At 54.2% G+C, this 16,839-nt stretch carries 19 protein-coding genes; 4 read left to right on the top strand and 15 right to left on the bottom strand.

Going from position 1 to position 16,839, the window contains the following annotated elements; translation table 11 throughout:
- Positions 1-4: 4 nt before the first annotated feature.
- Entirely contained in the window at positions 5-1,228 is a 1,224-nt protein-coding gene (locus tag ACN0YD_RS04275) for a multidrug effflux MFS transporter (RefSeq protein WP_417317408.1), read from the bottom strand.
- 193 nt (positions 1,229-1,421) lie between these two features.
- Here ACN0YD_RS04275 and ACN0YD_RS04270 point away from each other — a divergent pair, with 193 nt between their 5' ends.
- Positions 1,422-1,901: a MaoC family dehydratase gene (locus ACN0YD_RS04270; protein WP_417317407.1), complete on the top strand. Its 480-nt coding sequence runs from the start codon at positions 1,422-1,424 to the stop codon at positions 1,899-1,901.
- Here the strand turns inward: ACN0YD_RS04270 and ACN0YD_RS04265 are convergent.
- From ACN0YD_RS04265 to petA, 6 genes are all read right to left on the bottom strand, one after another.
- The gene (locus ACN0YD_RS04265) at positions 1,898-2,656 is read right to left on the bottom strand and encodes a class I SAM-dependent methyltransferase (RefSeq protein WP_417317406.1); all 759 of its coding nucleotides are present in this window, start codon (positions 2,654-2,656) and stop codon (positions 1,898-1,900) included. The two genes, ACN0YD_RS04270 and ACN0YD_RS04265, sit on opposite strands and share 4 nt — an antisense overlap.
- Positions 2,657-2,659: 3 nt before the next feature.
- The gene (locus ACN0YD_RS04260; protein WP_417317405.1) at positions 2,660-3,190 is read right to left on the bottom strand and encodes an adenine phosphoribosyltransferase; all 531 of its coding nucleotides are present in this window, start codon (positions 3,188-3,190) and stop codon (positions 2,660-2,662) included.
- A complete protein-coding gene (locus tag ACN0YD_RS04255; protein WP_417317404.1) occupies positions 3,187-4,077 on the bottom strand; it encodes an S-methyl-5'-thioadenosine phosphorylase in 891 nt (296 codons plus the stop codon). Before ACN0YD_RS04255 ends, ACN0YD_RS04260 begins: the two co-directional genes overlap by 4 nt.
- Before the next feature lie 90 nt (positions 4,078-4,167).
- Complete coding sequence (locus ACN0YD_RS04250) at positions 4,168-4,998, bottom strand: cytochrome c1 (RefSeq protein WP_417317403.1); 831 nt, start codon at positions 4,996-4,998, stop codon at positions 4,168-4,170.
- Between the two features lie 5 nt (positions 4,999-5,003).
- Positions 5,004-6,275, bottom strand: coding sequence for a cytochrome b (locus tag ACN0YD_RS04245; protein ID WP_417317402.1), 1,272 nt, complete (start codon positions 6,273-6,275; stop codon positions 5,004-5,006).
- Positions 6,276-6,285: 10 nt separating this feature from the next.
- On the bottom strand, positions 6,286-6,816 hold the full coding sequence (gene petA / locus ACN0YD_RS04240; protein ID WP_417317401.1) for a ubiquinol-cytochrome c reductase iron-sulfur subunit: 531 nt from the start codon (positions 6,814-6,816) through the stop codon (positions 6,286-6,288).
- A gap of 322 nt (positions 6,817-7,138) precedes the next feature.
- Here petA and ACN0YD_RS04235 point away from each other — a divergent pair, with 322 nt between their 5' ends.
- Genes ACN0YD_RS04235 through ACN0YD_RS04225 form a run of 3 tightly spaced genes read left to right on the top strand, consistent with a single transcriptional unit; the run spans position 7,139 to position 9,367 of the window.
- Positions 7,139-7,600, top strand: coding sequence for a tRNA (cytidine(34)-2'-O)-methyltransferase (locus tag ACN0YD_RS04235; protein WP_417317400.1), 462 nt, complete (start codon positions 7,139-7,141; stop codon positions 7,598-7,600).
- A 7-nt stretch (positions 7,601-7,607) separates the two neighbouring features.
- Positions 7,608-8,480 (top strand): oxygen-dependent coproporphyrinogen oxidase, encoded by an 873-nt coding sequence (gene hemF, locus ACN0YD_RS04230; protein ID WP_417317399.1) that lies wholly within the window; start codon positions 7,608-7,610, stop codon positions 8,478-8,480.
- A gap of 17 nt (positions 8,481-8,497) precedes the next feature.
- Positions 8,498-9,367, top strand: coding sequence for an esterase/lipase family protein (locus ACN0YD_RS04225; RefSeq protein ID WP_417317398.1), 870 nt, complete (start codon positions 8,498-8,500; stop codon positions 9,365-9,367).
- Positions 9,368-9,470: 103 nt separating this feature from the next.
- Here the strand turns inward: ACN0YD_RS04225 and ACN0YD_RS04220 are convergent, their stop codons facing one another.
- The 8 genes from ACN0YD_RS04220 to ACN0YD_RS04185 all read right to left on the bottom strand — a co-directional run bounded on the left by ACN0YD_RS04220 (position 9,471) and on the right by ACN0YD_RS04185 (position 16,823).
- Complete coding sequence (locus ACN0YD_RS04220) at positions 9,471-9,977, bottom strand: O-acetyl-ADP-ribose deacetylase (RefSeq protein ID WP_417317397.1); 507 nt, start codon at positions 9,975-9,977, stop codon at positions 9,471-9,473.
- A gap of 30 nt (positions 9,978-10,007) precedes the next feature.
- Entirely contained in the window at positions 10,008-11,198 is a 1,191-nt protein-coding gene (locus ACN0YD_RS04215) for a CCA tRNA nucleotidyltransferase (protein WP_417317396.1), read from the bottom strand.
- Positions 11,198-11,848 carry a CoA pyrophosphatase gene (locus ACN0YD_RS04210; protein WP_417317395.1) on the bottom strand — a complete coding sequence of 217 codons (651 nt, stop codon included), beginning with the start codon at positions 11,846-11,848 and terminating at the stop codon, positions 11,198-11,200. Before ACN0YD_RS04210 ends, ACN0YD_RS04215 begins: the two co-directional genes overlap by 1 nt.
- Positions 11,845-12,429 carry a DUF1285 domain-containing protein gene (locus ACN0YD_RS04205; protein ID WP_417317394.1) on the bottom strand — a complete coding sequence of 195 codons (585 nt, stop codon included), beginning with the start codon at positions 12,427-12,429 and terminating at the stop codon, positions 11,845-11,847. The genes ACN0YD_RS04210 and ACN0YD_RS04205 overlap by 4 nt, the downstream gene beginning before the upstream one ends.
- A 69-nt stretch (positions 12,430-12,498) precedes the next feature.
- The gene (locus tag ACN0YD_RS04200; RefSeq protein WP_417317393.1) at positions 12,499-13,002 is read right to left on the bottom strand and encodes a GNAT family N-acetyltransferase; all 504 of its coding nucleotides are present in this window, start codon (positions 13,000-13,002) and stop codon (positions 12,499-12,501) included.
- A gap of 135 nt (positions 13,003-13,137) precedes the next feature.
- A complete protein-coding gene (locus tag ACN0YD_RS04195) occupies positions 13,138-14,424 on the bottom strand; it encodes an OprO/OprP family phosphate-selective porin (RefSeq protein WP_417317392.1) in 1,287 nt (428 codons plus the stop codon).
- A gap of 243 nt (positions 14,425-14,667) precedes the next feature.
- Positions 14,668-15,147: a DUF934 domain-containing protein gene (locus tag ACN0YD_RS04190; protein WP_417317391.1), complete on the bottom strand. Its 480-nt coding sequence runs from the start codon at positions 15,145-15,147 to the stop codon at positions 14,668-14,670.
- Entirely contained in the window at positions 15,144-16,823 is a 1,680-nt protein-coding gene (locus ACN0YD_RS04185; RefSeq protein ID WP_417317390.1) for a nitrite/sulfite reductase, read from the bottom strand. Before ACN0YD_RS04185 ends, ACN0YD_RS04190 begins: the two co-directional genes overlap by 4 nt.
- Between the last annotated feature and the right edge of the window lie 16 nt (positions 16,824-16,839).

Below are 16,839 nucleotides of genomic sequence, written 5' to 3'. Positions count from 1 at the left end.
CCTGTTATCCTTGCTCCCCGCTACGGCGAATGACCGGCGGTTCATGGAACGGTCCCCCGGCCAAAACCAGATAGGAAACAACGGAAACCACTGCCCCCGTGGCCATGACCAGGGACATGGGCAGAAGTGTGCCGTCATTGACCAGGCCTCCCAGAGACCCGAGGGCGCCGCCAACAAAATACTGCATGGTGCCAAGTACACCGCTGGCGGTGCCACTTTTTTCCGGGAAAAAGGCCATGAAACAGCTCATCCCGTTGGGGCCGACCAGTCCCATCGTCCCGATTCCGACTATCATCAGCGGAAACACAAGTTCAAGGCGCGCATTGCCGGTTAGGTTGAAAATCACGAACAGGACCATCATGGTGCTGGCAATGCCGAGCCCGATGCCCATGATCTGGTGTGGCGTCAGGAAATTGAGAAGAAGCGGATTGAGCCGGTTGAACACCATTGCCATGACCATGTTGGCCCCGAAGTATACAGGGAACATGGACTCGGACACCTCAAAATAGGTGATATACATGAAAGAGGAGCCGGTCAGGAATGTGAACATGACCGCCACACAGAAAGCCTGGGCCAGAATATAGCCCAGCGCCCGGCGGTGACGGAAAATATGGATATAATCCCTGATTACGCCGCCAACAGTCAGTTTCTCTTCCGGTTTATGCCGGCGTTCCGGAAGCCTGGGCATGATCACCAGCAGCAACATCAAGGCGTAAACGGCAATAAAAACGAAAATCCATTGCCAGCCCAGAAAAGCAAGGATGACGGAACCGAGAGACGGCGCCACCAGCGGCGCGATCCCCATGATCAGCCCTACAAGTGCAAAAACCCTGGCCGCCTCCTTGCCATCGAAACGGTCCCTGACAATGGCGGGGCCGATAACCGTGACAAAACCGCCGCCAATCGCCTGGAAGAACCTCAGTCCCAGAATGGCCGGAACGGAAGGCGCAAAAATGATGCCGATGCAGCAGATAAGAAAGACAAAAATACCAATCCGGCTCAGGCGGCGGCGCCCGAAATGGTCGGAAAGCGGACCGCCAAGCAGCAGGCCAACACCCAGCCCCAGTATATATATACTGATTGAGGTCTCCATGTAGCTGACCTTCACGCCGAAAAATTCTGCCATTGTGGGAATAGCCGGAAGGTAGGCGTCCGTGGCCATCGGTGAAAGCGCCACCAGAACTGCCAGCAAAAGCGACAATTTTCGAGCATCCCTGGTATTTGTCATCTGAAGTCCTGCCCCTGAGTTTATTCTGCGGTCACTTTATTATTATAAGAACAATATACAAGTTAATTGTTTTCACATACTAGTTTGTGTTACTGACAATTTACAAGTCAATTATGTAACCTGCCAATATTGATTCCTTTATAAACACCTGCTAGTTTCCCGGAGCCACAGCCCGAGGGAAGGATTGACAGTTATGAGCCTGTTCACACTAGAGGATTTCAAAGTCGGCCAGACTGACGAATTCGGTGATTATCTGATTACAAAAGAAGAGATCATTGATTTCGCCACCAAATACGACCCGCAGCTTTTCCACACAGATGAGGAATATGCGAAGAAGATGCACTTCGGGGCCCTCATCGCCAGCGGCTGGATGACCTGTTCGGTCATGATGCGCATGTTCTGCGACCATTTTCTCAATAATTCCGCCGGTGCAGGCGCCCCCGGCGTTGACGAATTGCGCTGGAAAAAACCGGTGTTTGCCGGCGACAGGCTTCGCTGCAAGACCGAAGTCCTGGAGGTCATTCCGTCGAAAAGCCGCCCCTATCTGGGCACTGTCAGAACCCGGGTCGAAGTAATGAACCAAAAGGATGAAGTGGTTCTAAGCCTGATCACCATAGCTATGTTTTTGAACCGGGAAGCCGCTGAAAAAATGCAGAAGGAAGGCCTGAATTAAGCCTCACCGACCCGCCCTCCCCTGATTTTCAATGGCCAGGAAACCTTGCGGCCCTGCTCCGGGTTTCCCCATGCTGACAACAGACGATCCCTGACCAGTGGCAGTGGATCATGACCCCTGGCATCCTTGTATCTGGCCACTGCCGACCAGGAACTGAAATAGCCCATAAGCTGGTTAAAGGTCCAGTTCACCGACATGGCGAGTGGCGGCACCTCCACCGGCTCGAAAGGAAAACCAAGCCCGCTGTAGCCCTGCTCCACATGAGCCCGTTCAGTTGGCCAGTAAGGACCGATAATGCCATTGTATAATTCTTCGATCGCCTCATCGATTTCCGGCGCAACTGAAGTCACGGCATAACTCCAGACCACAATATGCCCGCCGGGTTTCACCACCCGCCGGACCTCCCGGTAAAAGGCCTCCAGATCAAACCAGTGCAAGGCTTGGGCAACCGTCACCAGATCGGCACTATGATCCTCAAGTGGACATTGATCCGCAAGGGATGCTTTAAAGGTTACATTACCCGGCCCTTCGGCATTGGCGATCTGTTGCGCACTGCCGTCAGTGGCCATCACCCGGTCAAAATAACGCGCTAGTCCCCGGCTCGCCTGTCCGGTTCCGCAAGCACAGTCCCAGGCAAGGTCATGTGCGGGACCAAGAGAAGACAGCCATTTAAAAAGCTCCTCAGGATATTCCGGACGGTATTTTCCATAGCTGCCGGACTGGGTGGAAAAATGATCTTTGAACTGGCCTGACATTCATCACTCTCCTTCATATGATACAAGGCAATGTGCGGGGCAGCCCTCCGCCCGCAACCTGTCCGCACCGCCAAGACCGGGAAGATCAATAACAAACAGACTGCCGACAACTTCGGCTTTCACATCCCGTAGCAGTTCCAGTGCCGCCACAGCCGTACCGCCCGTGGCAATCAGATCATCCACAATCATTACCCGGTCCCCGGCTTCCACAGCGTCTATATGGACCTCAAGGGTGTCGGTGCCATATTCCAGGTTATAATCCCGGCTAATGGTCTTCCAGGGCAGTTTTCCGGCCTTGCGTACCGGCACAAAGCCCACCCCCAGTTGATGAGCCAGGGCCCCGCCGAGAATAAAGCCCCTCGCCTCGATACCGGCGATACGGGTAATTCCCTTGTCCCGGCAATGGTCTGCCATTTCATGGATCACCCGCTGCAGGGCTTCTCCGTTCTGAAACAGGGTCGTGACATCCCGGAACTGAATGCCGGGAATGGGGTGGTCGGGGATGGTGCGGATATGGTCCCTGATCCAGCTCATTTCGCCTCCTCCTGAAACAGCCGGGCCGTAACGGCCGACAGTTTCGCCAGAAGCATCGGATCACGCTGTTCAGGCGACGTCATCACCGCCATGTCCAGGGCATGGTCACAGCCCCTGGCACAGGGATGTCGATCGGCCATGCCCGCCAAAAGCGGCGCCACCGCCTTCACCAGCTGCTTGCCTTTGTCCACATTGGCCCTGAGGACCGAGAGGATTTCCTTGATATCCACTGTGCCGTGGGCCGGATGCCAGCTGTCATAATCGGTGACCATGACCACCGGGCAGTAACACATCTCCGCCTCCCGGGCCAGTTTGGCCTCCGGCATGTTGCTCATGCCGATCACATCACAGCCCCAGGCACGATACATATGAGATTCGGCAATGGTGGAAAACTGCGGTCCTTCCATGGCCAGATAGGTGCCGCACCGGTGATAATCCACCCCTGCATTTTTCAGGGCCTGCTCTACGATATCGGACAGGGTCTCGCAGGTGGGATGGGCCAGCGAAACATGGGCGACAAATCCCTCACCGAAGAAGCTCTTTTGTCGGGCAAAGGTACGGTCGATATATTGGTCGACAATTACCAGGTCACCGGGTTTCAGATCCTCCCGGAAGGAGCCCACGGCGCTGATAGACAGGATGTCCGTCACCCCTGCCCTTTTGAGGACGTCTATATTGGCCCGGTAATTGATGTCTGTCGGACTATATTTATGTCCGCGCCCGTGCCGGGGCAGAAAGACCAGCTCCTGGCCTTCCAGGGTCCCGAACAGCAGTTCGTCCGATGCCTCGCCGAAGGGGCTTTCCACCCTGATCCAGCGCATATCCTCAAGTCCTTCCAGATCATAAAGACCGCTGCCGCCAATAATACCGAGCCTTGTTTTTTTCATTCTTGTGTCCTCAGGATAGTTTCTTTCGACAGCATACAAAAAGGGCCGCCCGAGGGCAGCCCTTTTCTTGCAAATATCTATGCGGAAGCGTTAGCTCCGGCCGTCTTCATCGTCCAGTTTGGCCCAGACAGACTTGTTGGCGAAATAAAGCAGGATGGTCAGCACAATCATGAAGCCCATCACCCTCAAGCCGAGAGACTTGCGCTCTTCCATTTTGGGCTCGGACGCCCAGTACATGAAAGTCGCCACATCCATGGACATCTGTTCTACCGTCGCCGGAGTGCCGTCGGCATATTCCACCTGCTCGTCAGACAGCGGCGGCGCCATGGCAATCTGGTTGCCGTCAAATACGGTGTTATAGTTCAGGCCGTCCATGACTGTGAAGCCTTCCGGCGCCTCTTTATACCCCATAAGCAGAGCGACGATATAATCCTCGCCATAGATGCTGTTCCAGGGCGTAAACAGGGACAGATGCTCACGGCTTTTGGCCAGTACGGAAAAGTCCGGCGGATAAGCGCCGCCATTTGCCGCACGGGCTTCCTTGTCATTGGCGAACGGAGACGGGAAATAATCGGAAGGACGCCCCGGACGAGTGAACATCTCACCGTCATCGTTTGGACCGTCAACGACATCATATTCCTTGGCAAAGGCCTTGATCTCGTCTTCGTTATACCCAAGAGCATCCAGTTCGCGGAAAGCCACCATTTCCAGGGAATGGCAGGCAGAACAAACTTCCCGGTAGACCTGGAAGCCGCGCTGCAGGGCTGCCTTGTCATATTTGCCGAACGGACCGGCATGGGGCCATTCGTGCTTTTCGATATGAACTTCACCACCACCGGCGGCATTGGCAACACCCGCGCCAAGCGTCATGGCAGAGACCGCAACAACAGCAAGGCTGATAGTTTTAATAGACTTCAACATATCCCTTAGCCTTTCTTTTTGTCGAGTACAGCCTGCGCAATGCTTGTCGGCAGGGGCTTGGTTGTTTCCGTACGGCTGACAAACGGGATCAGCACCAGGAAATAAGCGAAGTAATAGGCCGTTGAAACCTGTGCGAAGATCAGGGCGGTAACACCACTGTCCCCTACGTGCAGCAGCACGTCGTCGGGGTTCTTGGCGCCCAGATAACCCAGGAACAGACCGTTTACCACAAAGAGCCAGAACAGGAACTTCGTTACCGGACGGAATGTCGCGGACCGAACCTTTGACCCGTCAAGCCACGGCAGGGCAAACAGGATCAGGATGGAGGCAAACATGGCCACAACACCCAGAAGCTTGTCCGGAATGGCGCGCAGGATCGCATAGAACGGCAGGTAATACCATTCGGGCACGATATGAGCAGGTGTCACCATCGGGTCCGCCTTGATGTAGTTGTCCGGATGGCCGAGGATATTCGGCATATAGAAGACAAAGGCAGCAAAGAAGATGATGAACAGGCCCATTCCGACGCCGTCTTTCACCACATAATAGGGATAGAAGGGAATACGGTCCTGGGGACCCTGAACTTCAATACCCAGCGGGTTGTTGGAACCCGGAATATGCAGCGCCCAGATATGCAGGATTACAACACCGGCAATCACAAACGGCAGCAGATAGTGCAAGCTGAAGAAGCGGTTGAGCGTCGGCTGGTCAACAGAGAAACCACCCCAGAGGAAGTTTACAATGTCATCACCGATCACGGGGATGAAATCAAAGGCGCTGAACAGGTTGGTAATAACCGTTGCCCCCCAGAAGCTCATCTGACCCCAGGGCAGCACATAGCCCATAAAACCGGTAGCCATCATCAGCAGGTAAATGATGATGCCGAGGAACCACAACACTTCGCGTGGTGACTTGTAGGACCCGTAATACATCCCTCTCAGGATGTGGATGTAGACCACAATGAAGAACATGGAGGCGCCGTTGGCGTGAATATAGCGGATCAGCCAGCCATAATTCACATCACGCATGATATGTTCGACGCTGCGGAATGCCAGATCCACATGCGGTGTATAGTGCATCACCAGAACGATACCTGTAATGATCTGCACCACCAGCATGAAGCCGGCCAGGGAACCGAAGTTCCACCAGTAGTTCAGGTTGCGCGGCTCATAACAGCCGCCACCAACATAGCGATAAACAGTGTTCAGGATCGGGAGCCGATCGTTGAACCACTTTACCCCGGGATTTGTGGGGTTATAATCTTCTTTATAGGCCATTTACCCCTCCCTAGCCGATTTTCACGGTTGTATCGTTGAGGAAAACATATTCCGGGACCGGCAGGTTCAGAGGCGCAGGCCCCTTGCGGATACGACCGGAAATGTCATAGTGAGAGCCGTGACAAGGGCAGAACCAGCCATCGAATTCACCGGCCTGATCCAGCGGCACACAGCCGAGGTGGGTACAAACACCAACCATGATCAGCCATTCCGCCTTCTGGACCCGGGCCTCATCGGTCTCGGGATCGCGCAGATCGGCATTGTCATCGGCGCGCGCCTCGGCAATCTCGTCAGCGGTACGATGCCGGATAAAGACCGGTTTACCGCGCCAGAGAACTTTCATGGTCTGTCCTTCGGGAATTGCGGACAGGTCAACTTCTGTGGAAGCAAGGGCCAGCACGTCGGCTGCCGGATTCATCTGGTCAATCAGTGGCCAGGCTGCCAAGGCAGCTCCTGTCGCACTGACCGCACCACTTGCTACATAGAGGAAGTTACGCCGGGTAACTCCGCCTTCATGCTCATTGTGGTCTATAGTGGCCATTAAAAAACCCCTCGAATGCGTATACGCAGGTTAAAACTCAATAAAATCAATGTTTCATAGACGGGAAATGGAAAACCAATCCACCCTGCAAACGATCGAACCCTAACCCATCCAAAATAAACTCTGCGAGCACAGGTTTACTCAGAATAGGTACAAGATGCAACGACTTTTCACAAGTTTGAGACAAGATATTTTGTGTTAAAAATTTATTTACTACAATAATATCACCGCCCCCGGGGTTTTTCCAAAGACTTCCCGGCGCTTGCAGCCTGCCGCCCGATAGAATATATCTGGGCGGAAAACAGCAAACTATTTGGAAACCATGGTACAAATCGCCCTATATCAGCCGGATATTCCGCCCAATACTGGTACTATAATCCGTATGGCTGCCTGCCTTGGCGTCACCGTCCATATTATTGAACCCTGCGGTTTTCCCTTCGGGGAAAAGTCCTTCCGGCGGGCAGGCATGGACTATCTGGACCAGAGTCTTGTGATCCGGCATAGAAGCTGGGACGACTTCATATCCGCAAAGCCGGAGGCCAGTCGAATTCTCCTGCTCTCTACGAAAGCGGCAAGGCCCTATACGGACTGCGCCTTTAAACCGGATGACATTCTTCTTCTGGGGCGGGAAAGTGCCGGGGTGCCGGACGAGGTTCATGACCTGGCCGACGACCGGCTGATCATACCCATGACACCGAAGACAAGATCGTTGAATGTGGCGGTCTCTGCCGCTATGGTGCTGGGTGAAGCCCTTCGGCAAACAAACAATTTTCCTACAGGATAGAATAAGAATGGCCCTTCTTGATGAAGCCCTGACCCATGAACGACAACAAACAGCAAGAAACTGGTTTGAAGGCCTGCGTGATCGCATCTGTGCCGCTTTCGAAAAGCTGGAAGACGACCTGACAGGCACCTTTTCAGACCGGGAACCCGGACGTTTCGAGCGCACCACCTGGCATCGGGAGGACGATCCGGAAAAAGGCACAGGCGTCATGTCAGTGATGAAAGGCCGCGTTTTTGAAAAAGTGGGTGTCAATGTGTCAACGGTGCATGGAGAATTTGCGCCGGAATTTGCAAAATCCATGCCCGGCGCCGAGGAAGACCCCCGCTTCTGGGCCAGCGGTATTTCCCTGGTCGCTCATATGCGGAATCCGCTGGTGCCGGCGGTGCATATGAACACCCGGCATATTGTTACCACAAGAAGCTGGTTCGGTGGCGGCGCGGACCTCAATGCCGCCCATCCCGACCCGACGGACACAGCAGACTTCCATGCAGCTTTCAAGGAAGCCTGCGACCAACACGGTCCGGACTATTATGAAAAATACAAGAAATGGTGCGACGAATATTTCTTCATCAAACACCGCAACCGGGCCCGGGGTGAAGGCGGTATCTTCTATGACCAGCTTAACAGCGGTGACTGGGTCAATGATTTTGCCTTCACACAGGATGTAGGGCTCGCGTTCCTGGACATCTATCCGAAGCTTGTGGCCCGGCACATGAATGAAAGCTGGACCGAAGAACAGCGTGAAAAGCTTCTGGTCTATCGTGGTCACTATGCGGAATTTAACCTGGTTTACGACAGGGGCACCACCTTCGGGCTTAAGACCGGCGGCAATGTGGACGCCATCCTCATGTCCCTGCCCCCGGAAGCCAAATGGCCCTGAGACAGGGATAACCGTCCATGCGATTCCAGATTCCGGAAAAACCTGCCAACCTGCGACTTCCCACTTCGGGGGGGAAATACTTCTGGAAAGACCTGTATTTCTATGCAGGCTGGCGCATTCAGCAGCAGATCTGGACCGGTCATTGCCGACTTCTGGACGAACGGGACGCCCGCAGGGCCTGGGGAAGCTATGAACACTGCCTGAGCCAGTTCCGGCATTTTCGCGTGAAACATGACCTGAAATTCCGCTCAAAACATCTGGTAGTGCTTTTGCACGGTCTGGCCCGGCACAAGAATACCATGAAAAAGCCGGCCCGTTTCCTGACCGAAAAGGGACTTGACTGTTATCTGGTCAATTATCCCAGCACCTTCCAGTCGGTGGAAGATCATGCGGATCAGTTGGAGCAGACCCTGAACCTGCTCGAGGATATCGAAACTGTGTCCTTCGTTGCACATAGTCTGGGGGGACTGGTCTGCCGCGAACTGCTTTCCCGGGACGCCGACTGGCAGCAGAGAATTAAAATCGGCAAGCTTGTCATGATCGGCACCCCGAACCAGGGCGCCAGGATCGCCCGTTATCTGGATCCCCTGTGGCTGTTCCGGACGATCAGCGGACCGTCCGGCCAGGACGTGCAACCTGGGAAAGTCGCCCGCTTTGCCCTGCCCTCGGCCCCTACTCTGGTGATTGCCGGCGGCCGGGCCCGCAAAAGCGGTTTCAACCCCTTCCTGCAGGAAGATAATGACGGCGTCGTCACCGTGGAGGAAACCAAGGTGGAAGGCATGACCAGATTCCTGCTGGTCCCCAGCATTCACACGGTGATCATGGATCACCCGGATACCCTGAAGGCCATCGACGAGTTCCTGCAGGCCCCCGACGGCGGCTCGTGAAACATCCCGATAATCGAATTAAATATTATAAAATAAACAGTTAGCCGGATTTTTTTATCTATAACTTCCGGCATCCCCTTGCGCACCCTTGCCTTCCGGGAGCCTAGAGCTGCAGGTTTGCCCTGTAGAACCGTTCCGTATCCCCGTCAAAGCAACAGAATATGACCTGCTTCAGGCTGCTGGAATTTTCCTCGGCCCATGTTTTCACTGTTTCTATTGCAATCTTTACCGCCCGCTCGGCAGGAAAACCGTAAATGCCGGTTGATATTGCCGGAAAGGCAAGGCGGGAAAGTTTCTTTTTTGTCGCCAGTTCAAGACAGCTTCGGTAGCAGGAGGCGAGCTTCTCCTCTTCGTCTTCCCCACCGCCGCACCAGACCGGCCCCACAGTATGGACAATATGTTTCGCAGGCAGTTTGAAGCCTTTCGTTATCACAGCCTCACCGGTATTACAGTGACCTATAGCCTGACAGGCATCCACCAGTTCCGGCCCGGCCGCCTGAAAAATGGCCCCGCAAACACCACCACCCGGTGTCAGCCGGTTATTGGCGGCATTGACAATAGCGTCCATCTCCAGTGTGGTGATATCTCCCCTAAGAACGTTAATCTCCATTGGCCTACTCCTTTATTCCAAATTGGCCTGTTACTCTATTTTGAGAAGTTCTTCCCTGCCCATAGTATAATCACTTTCTTCCCAAAACTGTTCCAGTTTTTTTAATCTTTGCCCGAGCTCCGGTCCCGGCTCCTCCCCGTTTTTGAGAAGATCCCTGCCCTGCAGGGGAAATACCGGGATTGAATAATGCCTCACATATGCAACCTGCTCCACCGTACCATGGCCAACCAGATGAAACTGAACAACGGCCCGTCCAAGGTGATACACAAGCCTGCGCAGGTCCCTTTCAGTCAGTTCCCCTTCCAGTTCCGGATACTCCCGGGCCAGACAGGCCAGTTCTGCGGTCTCCTTGCCGGAAAGGCGCAGATGGCGGGCCATCTTCCGGCTTCGTTCCTCGTCCCGCGGCAATAGCGTGGCAAGCCGCGCCGTCACCGAGCAGAGGCCAAGCTGCTTTTCCCGCCGAATATAGTCAAGGAACGTATCAATTCCTGCATTGTCAGGCAGCACCATGTCGAGAATGCGGCAGTCAGACATGACCGGCACAATGCGTTCGGCAGCGGGATACGATAGTAACTTGCGCATTTCCTGAGCGAGCCGTTCACCGGAAAGACCGGAGATCAGGTCTTTTTCGGCAATACAGGCCGTAAGGCCCTCTTCGTCCAGGGTCGCCTCGTCAAATTGCGCGGCAAAACGGAAAAAGCGCAAAATCCGGAGCGCATCCTCCCGAATGCGTTGCACCGCATCGCCGATGAAACGCACATGACGGGCCTCGATATCCGGCCAGCCATTGCAGGGGTCATAAAGTGTGCCATCTCCATCAAGATAAAAGGCATTCACCGTCAGGTCCCGCCTTTTTGCATCCTCCAGCCAGTCGTCGGTAAAGGCCACATCCGCATGGCGACCGTAGGTTTCCACATCACGGCGAAGAGCCGTCACCTCGATCACTTCTCCCTTTGAGACCGCCGTCACGGTACCATGCTTCAGACCGGTGGGGATCACCTTGATCCCGGCCGCCTCCAGCCTCTTCATGGTTTCTTCCGGGTGCAGGGAACAGGCGACATCAATATCGCCAATGGGACGGTCCATCAGGCTGTCACGCACACAGCCCCCTACCAGCCGCGCCGCGCCGTCGCCCGCATTAAGCACCTCGAGTAACTTCTTCAGGCCAGGCCGGTCAAGCCAGGCCACCTTCGCCCGCTCCAGTTTTTTCAGCGGCTGCATCAGGACATCTCCCGGATCAGGCGGCTGAAACGTACCAGCATGGCTGCCGTCGCCCCCCAGATATAGTGATCGGGATGGGGAAAGACATAAAAGTGCCGGGTCTGGCCTTTCCATAAGCGGCTCTCAAGCTGATGGTTGGTCTCATCCAGAATGAAATCAAGCGACACCTCGAAGGCCTCTTCCACTTCCGACGGATCAATCACAAGTTCAAAATCCGGCTTCACAAAACCAACCACCGGGGAAACTGTAAAACCGGTCACTGTCTCGTAATCCTCCAGTGCGCCGACAACATCGACCTTGTCTATCGGAAGGCCAATTTCCTCTCGTGCTTCCCTGAGCGCCGTGGCAATGGCGTTTTCATCACCCTCGTCACATTTGCCGCCGGGAAATGCAACCTGGCCGGAATGTGTTTTAAGCTCCGCGGATCGTTTGGTCAGCAGGACCGTCAGGCCCTGGGGCCGATCCACCAAAGGCACAAGCACCGCCGCAGGCTTCAAGGGAAGGTCGCTACGCGGCATGAAGTTGTCGGGTCGGTAATTATCCTGATCTGCCCCGGGCGGCCGGCTCCAGGCCCTCTTGTCCGCCGGCCTCATGGCGCGCCAGCAACCGGGATCATGCAATTCGACAATGGTGCGTATCTTGTCTTTCATTCACCGGCTCCGAGAATAAAGAACTGACCTGCGCTCCAGACCCCGAAGGCGCCGTCACGCTCCAGCGCCATATCCGCCAGTTCGTAATATACCGGTCTGCTGATCAGGGCTTCCAGCCGGTCCCGCACCAGAAGATAGGGAGAAGGTTCTCCCGTTTCAGGATCCGTCTCTACCCGGAGGGGATGATCGGCATCGGCGGTAACATAGTCATCAAGATTGGTTCGGAAATGCAGAATCTGCTCTTCCCCCTCACCTTCCTTCTGAAGCTCCACAGCAACAAAAGGACGATCTTCAACCCGGATGCCGACTTTCTCGACCGGAGTCACTAAATAATATTTACCGTCCTCATCATGACGTAAAATGGTAGAGAAGAGCTTGACCATGGCCGGACGGGCAATAGGCGTGCCCATATAATACCAGCTGCCGTCGCGGCGAATTTCCATATCGATGTCACCGCAAAATTCGGGATTCCATTTATGGACCGGAGGCAGCCCTTTCCCTCCGGCTGCCTTGCGGGCTTCCTGTGCAAAAAGATCCGGCCGAAAACCGGAAATATTAGTTTCATTAGAATGTTCTGACATGGATCACTCATCCCGTTGACTTTCATCAATATAGAATTTGATCCATGTAATTGAAAGTATCACAGGAAGTTATTTTGCCGACTGGATTACCCCGGCCACATCCTTCATGGCGCCGGGCACCAGTTCCCGGGCCAGCACCCTTTTGTAATTCACCGGCCCCGGAAGAAGCAGATCCACCGCCAGGTCCCGGGAAAAACCGACACGCCTGTAATAGGGCTCGTCCCCCACCAGAATTACCCGTTCATGCCCCAGTTCGTGCGCCCGTTCCAGGGCATATTCCATCAGGGCGATGCCATATCCCTGTCCCTGCTTGCTGGCCTTGACCGCAATGGGACCCAGCAACAGGGCCGGCCATTTGCGTCCATTGTGCGAACGGATCATCACCGGCCAGAATTGCAGGCTGGCCTTCAGCTGGCCCTCTTCACGGATCACAAACCCCAGTTCGCGGATGCTCGCAACATCCTGCCGCAGCTTGTAGACAGTCTTGACCTGACGATCATTACCAAAACATTCGTCAAGAAGTGTCTCGATATCCTGCAGGTCGCTATCCTGTTGAGGTGTGATGGACAACATGGGCAATACTCAAATTAAAGTGCAGGGGGAAGTATCACACTATCTGTGGAATCTCCAGAAAATAATCACTTAAACAGCAAAAAGGACGGAGCAAGAGCCCCGTCCCAAAATTTTATTCGATAAAACTGGTTTATATTACCAATCAACCTGGAAACGCAGACCCCAGGCATCGATGTTTTCACCGTCGTCACTGCCGCCCTCGATATCGGAGGAGGAGTAGTTGGCCATGAAACGGGCATAGTCGTTCAGGTGCCAGTTAACGCCAACGATGAAGGTTTCCTGCTTGCCGCCGAGAATGGCAAGATCATCGTCACTCAGGTCGATGGTGTCGTAACGGACAGCTACCTGCCAGGCGCCCATGCCGCCTTCAAAGACAGGGTTCGCCACTTTCACACGGCCAAACGCGCCTTTTTTGTAGCTGCGGCTTTCACCGGTAATAAAGTAGCTGAGATCGACATAACCGCCGTTGAAGGTGGCACTGTCATCTGAGCCTATCAGGCTGGCTGACTGCCAGGCCCATTCAGCCTGTGCGGAGAAAGGACCCATAACACCGGCCAGCTCTACACCGTAGAAGGTGTCAGAGTCGGCATCGAAGTTTCCAGTATTAACATAACGACCGGCCTGGTGGTTATGCGGACGCTGGCGATAGCGGACAGAACCGGCTTCATCCAGTTCCCGATACCGGATAGAGGCGCCCATGTGCACCAGAACGTCCTCGAATTTGGTGCTGTAGGTTGCGCGAGCGGCATAGGCGCGGTCATTCACCTCACCACCACCACCGGCATTCCCCTGGAACAGACCGGCCTTGAACGTCAGGCCGTTATCCGCATAGTTCACAGCGATACCTGTCTGGCGGGCCAGGCTGAAGGCATCGGTGAAGGAACCGCGTTCCATGAAGGTGATATAACGTGAAGACGTCTGCTCTTCGAGGGAGTTGGGGGTCTTGTACTGACCGATATCAACAGATACCGGCTTCAGGTCCCAGGAAAGATAGGCATCCTGAACCGTCACTTCATTGCCGGCGAAATCGATCTCGAACTTATATTTCACGTCTTTGAAAACAACGCCTTCAACACCCAGGCGCGCGGCACGGAATTCAGTGTCATCCACTACAGTACCGCTGTTGTCGGAAACATTGCCGTAATCCATCAGAAGGCGGCCACGCACCTTCATTTTGAATTTGCCGTCCTTGCTGGAAAGTTCGGGGGCCCCTTTCCATTTGACTTTCAGGTCAGACCCGGAATCGCTCTGTTTTTTTCCTTCCTGATCCTGCTTGGTTTTCATTTCGTTGACCTGCTGCTGCAAGGCATTGATCTGCTTCTGCAGCTCTTCAACGGTCTGGGCAGAGGCCGGAGCAGCAAGAAGCGCCCCGGTTATGGCAGTAGCAGCCGCCAGGCTGGCCTTTTTAAACCTGTAAGACATGTTTTTTCCTTTTGTCTATATGCGGTTATTGAGTTCTTGGTGTTACTCGGAACGACATAAAATACATTAGAGATTTATAAAATATCAATCTCGGATATGACTCAATTATTTTATTTATGTTACATATATATGACACAAACGTAACAATGGTCATTTTTCCGGACGGGTCATGTTCCCGAATATGAAAAAAGCGGCTCGAAAGCCGCTTTTTCTTTAACGATACTGAAAAATTTTTGTCACATTTTAACGCCGACGGTAAAGCGGCACCTTCTGATCGGCGGACACCTGATAGACTTCCGAAAAGTCTTCCAGTCCCTTGATTTCTTCCTCGATATTCTTGCCCGTCTTTATTTCAAAGGCATTAAATCCACAGCGCTGGAGATAAAAAAGCTGATCCCGCATGATGTCACCCACAGCCCGGATCTCTCCCTTATAGCCTAAACGGTCACGCAGAATCTTGGCATGGCTGTAGCCGCGCCCGTCCATAAAGGTGGGAAAATTAATGGCAATCACATCAAATTTTTCGAGGTCGGCGGCAATCTCGGAGGGATGCTGGTCCGGTTCAAGCTGTATCCCCAGCTTGCCGTTACGGGTCGAAAGGCTTTCCCGATCCGATTTCCAGATGTCCAGGGGTACAATAATATCCCCCAGGAACAGATCATCAGCCGGACCCACATGGCGCCAGTGATCCTCTACAATTTTTTTATCTTTGATGATTCTCACAGCGCGGCTCCTTTCAGGGATACATCTTCATAGACCTGTTCCTTGAACACATCCATACCCACCCGGCGATAGGTATCCAGGAAACGTTCCCCTTCTTCCCTTACCTCCAGATAGGTTTTCAGAAGGCGATCCACCGCCGGGACAATTTCCTCTTCGTCAAAGGCCGGCCCCATGATCTTGCCAATTGAGGCGTCATCTTCAGCCGAACCGCCCAGGGTGATCTGATAATATTCGGTCCCTTTCTTGTTCACGCCAAGGATGCCGATATGCCCCACATGGTGATGTCCGCAGGCATTGATGCAGCCGGACATCTTCAGTTTCAGCTCACCCAGATCATAGAGGTAATCCATATCATCAAAGAAATTGCTGATCCGGTCCGCAACGGGAATGGAGCGGGCGTTGGCCAGGGTACAGAAATCCAGACCCGGACAGCAGATCATATCCTGAAGCGTACCGATATTGGGGGATGCGAAGCCAAGCCCCTTTAGTTTTTCCCAGAGCTCCGGCAGGTCTTCCAGCTTTACATCCGCCAGAACCAGATTCTGTTCATGGGTGGTGCGAATTTCACCAAAGCTGAACTCGTCAGCCAGATCGGCCACCGCCATCATCTGGTCATCAGTGGCATCGCCCGGCGGCACCCCCGGCTTTTTCAGAGACACCACAACAATGGCATAGCCCGGTTTCTTGTGAGTGGTCACATTGTTCTTGTACCACCAGGAAAAATCCCGGTTGTCGGCCAGAAGCTGATCGACACGGGAAGATTTGGCCGGAAGCGTCTCATAATCAGGTTCGGTGAAATAGGCCTTGACCCTGTCGATTTCGGCCTGGTCGAGAATGACCCCGCCCTCGGCCTGGAGGTTCTGCCATTCCTCATCCACCCGGCGGGTAAACTCCTCGGGTTTCAGTTCATGGACAAGAATCTTGATCCGGGCCTTGTATTTGTTGTCCCGGCGACCGAACTGGTTATAAACCCGCATGATGGCCTCGGTATAGGTCAGCAGGTCCTTTTCCGGCACGAATTTATTGATCAGCTTGCCGATCATCGGCGTCCGGCCCATGCCGCCGCCCACATAGACCTCGAACCCGACTTCACCGTTCTTGCCCGGTACGGCGCGATAACCGATGTCGTGATACAGGATCGCCGCCCTGTCCTTGGTCGCCCCGGTAAAGGCCATTTTGAATTTCCGCGGCAGATGGGCGAATTCCGGATGGAAAGTGGACCACTGGCGCATAATTTCGGCATAGGGCCGTGGATCAACCACCTCGTCAGGAGCCACACCCGCATACTGATCGGCGCTGATGTTGCGGATACAGTTACCGCTGGTCTGCACCGCATGCATTTCCACACTAGCCAGGTCAGACAGAATATCCGGCACCTTGTCCAGAGCCGGCCAGTTATACTGGATATTCTGACGGGTGGTGAAATGGCCATAGCCCCGGTCGTATTTGGTGGCGATACGGGCCAGCATGCGCATCTGGTCCGAAGACAGGAGGCCATAAGGCACTGCCACCCGGAGCATATAGGCATGCAGCTGAAGATAAAGACCGTTCTGTAGCCTCAGGGGCCGGAACTCTTCTTCGGTCAGTTCTCCGCTGAGACGGCGTTCCACCTGTCCCCGAAACTGGGCCACGCGTTCATTGATGATACGCTGGTCATAATCGTCATATTTATACATTGCGGTCTTTCCATCA

The organism is Emcibacter sp. (assembly GCF_048269205.1).
GTDB lineage: Bacteria > Pseudomonadota > Alphaproteobacteria > Sphingomonadales > Emcibacteraceae > Emcibacter.
Note: the sequence above shows the minus strand (reverse complement) of the source record. Positions and strands in the feature narration are given on the sequence as shown.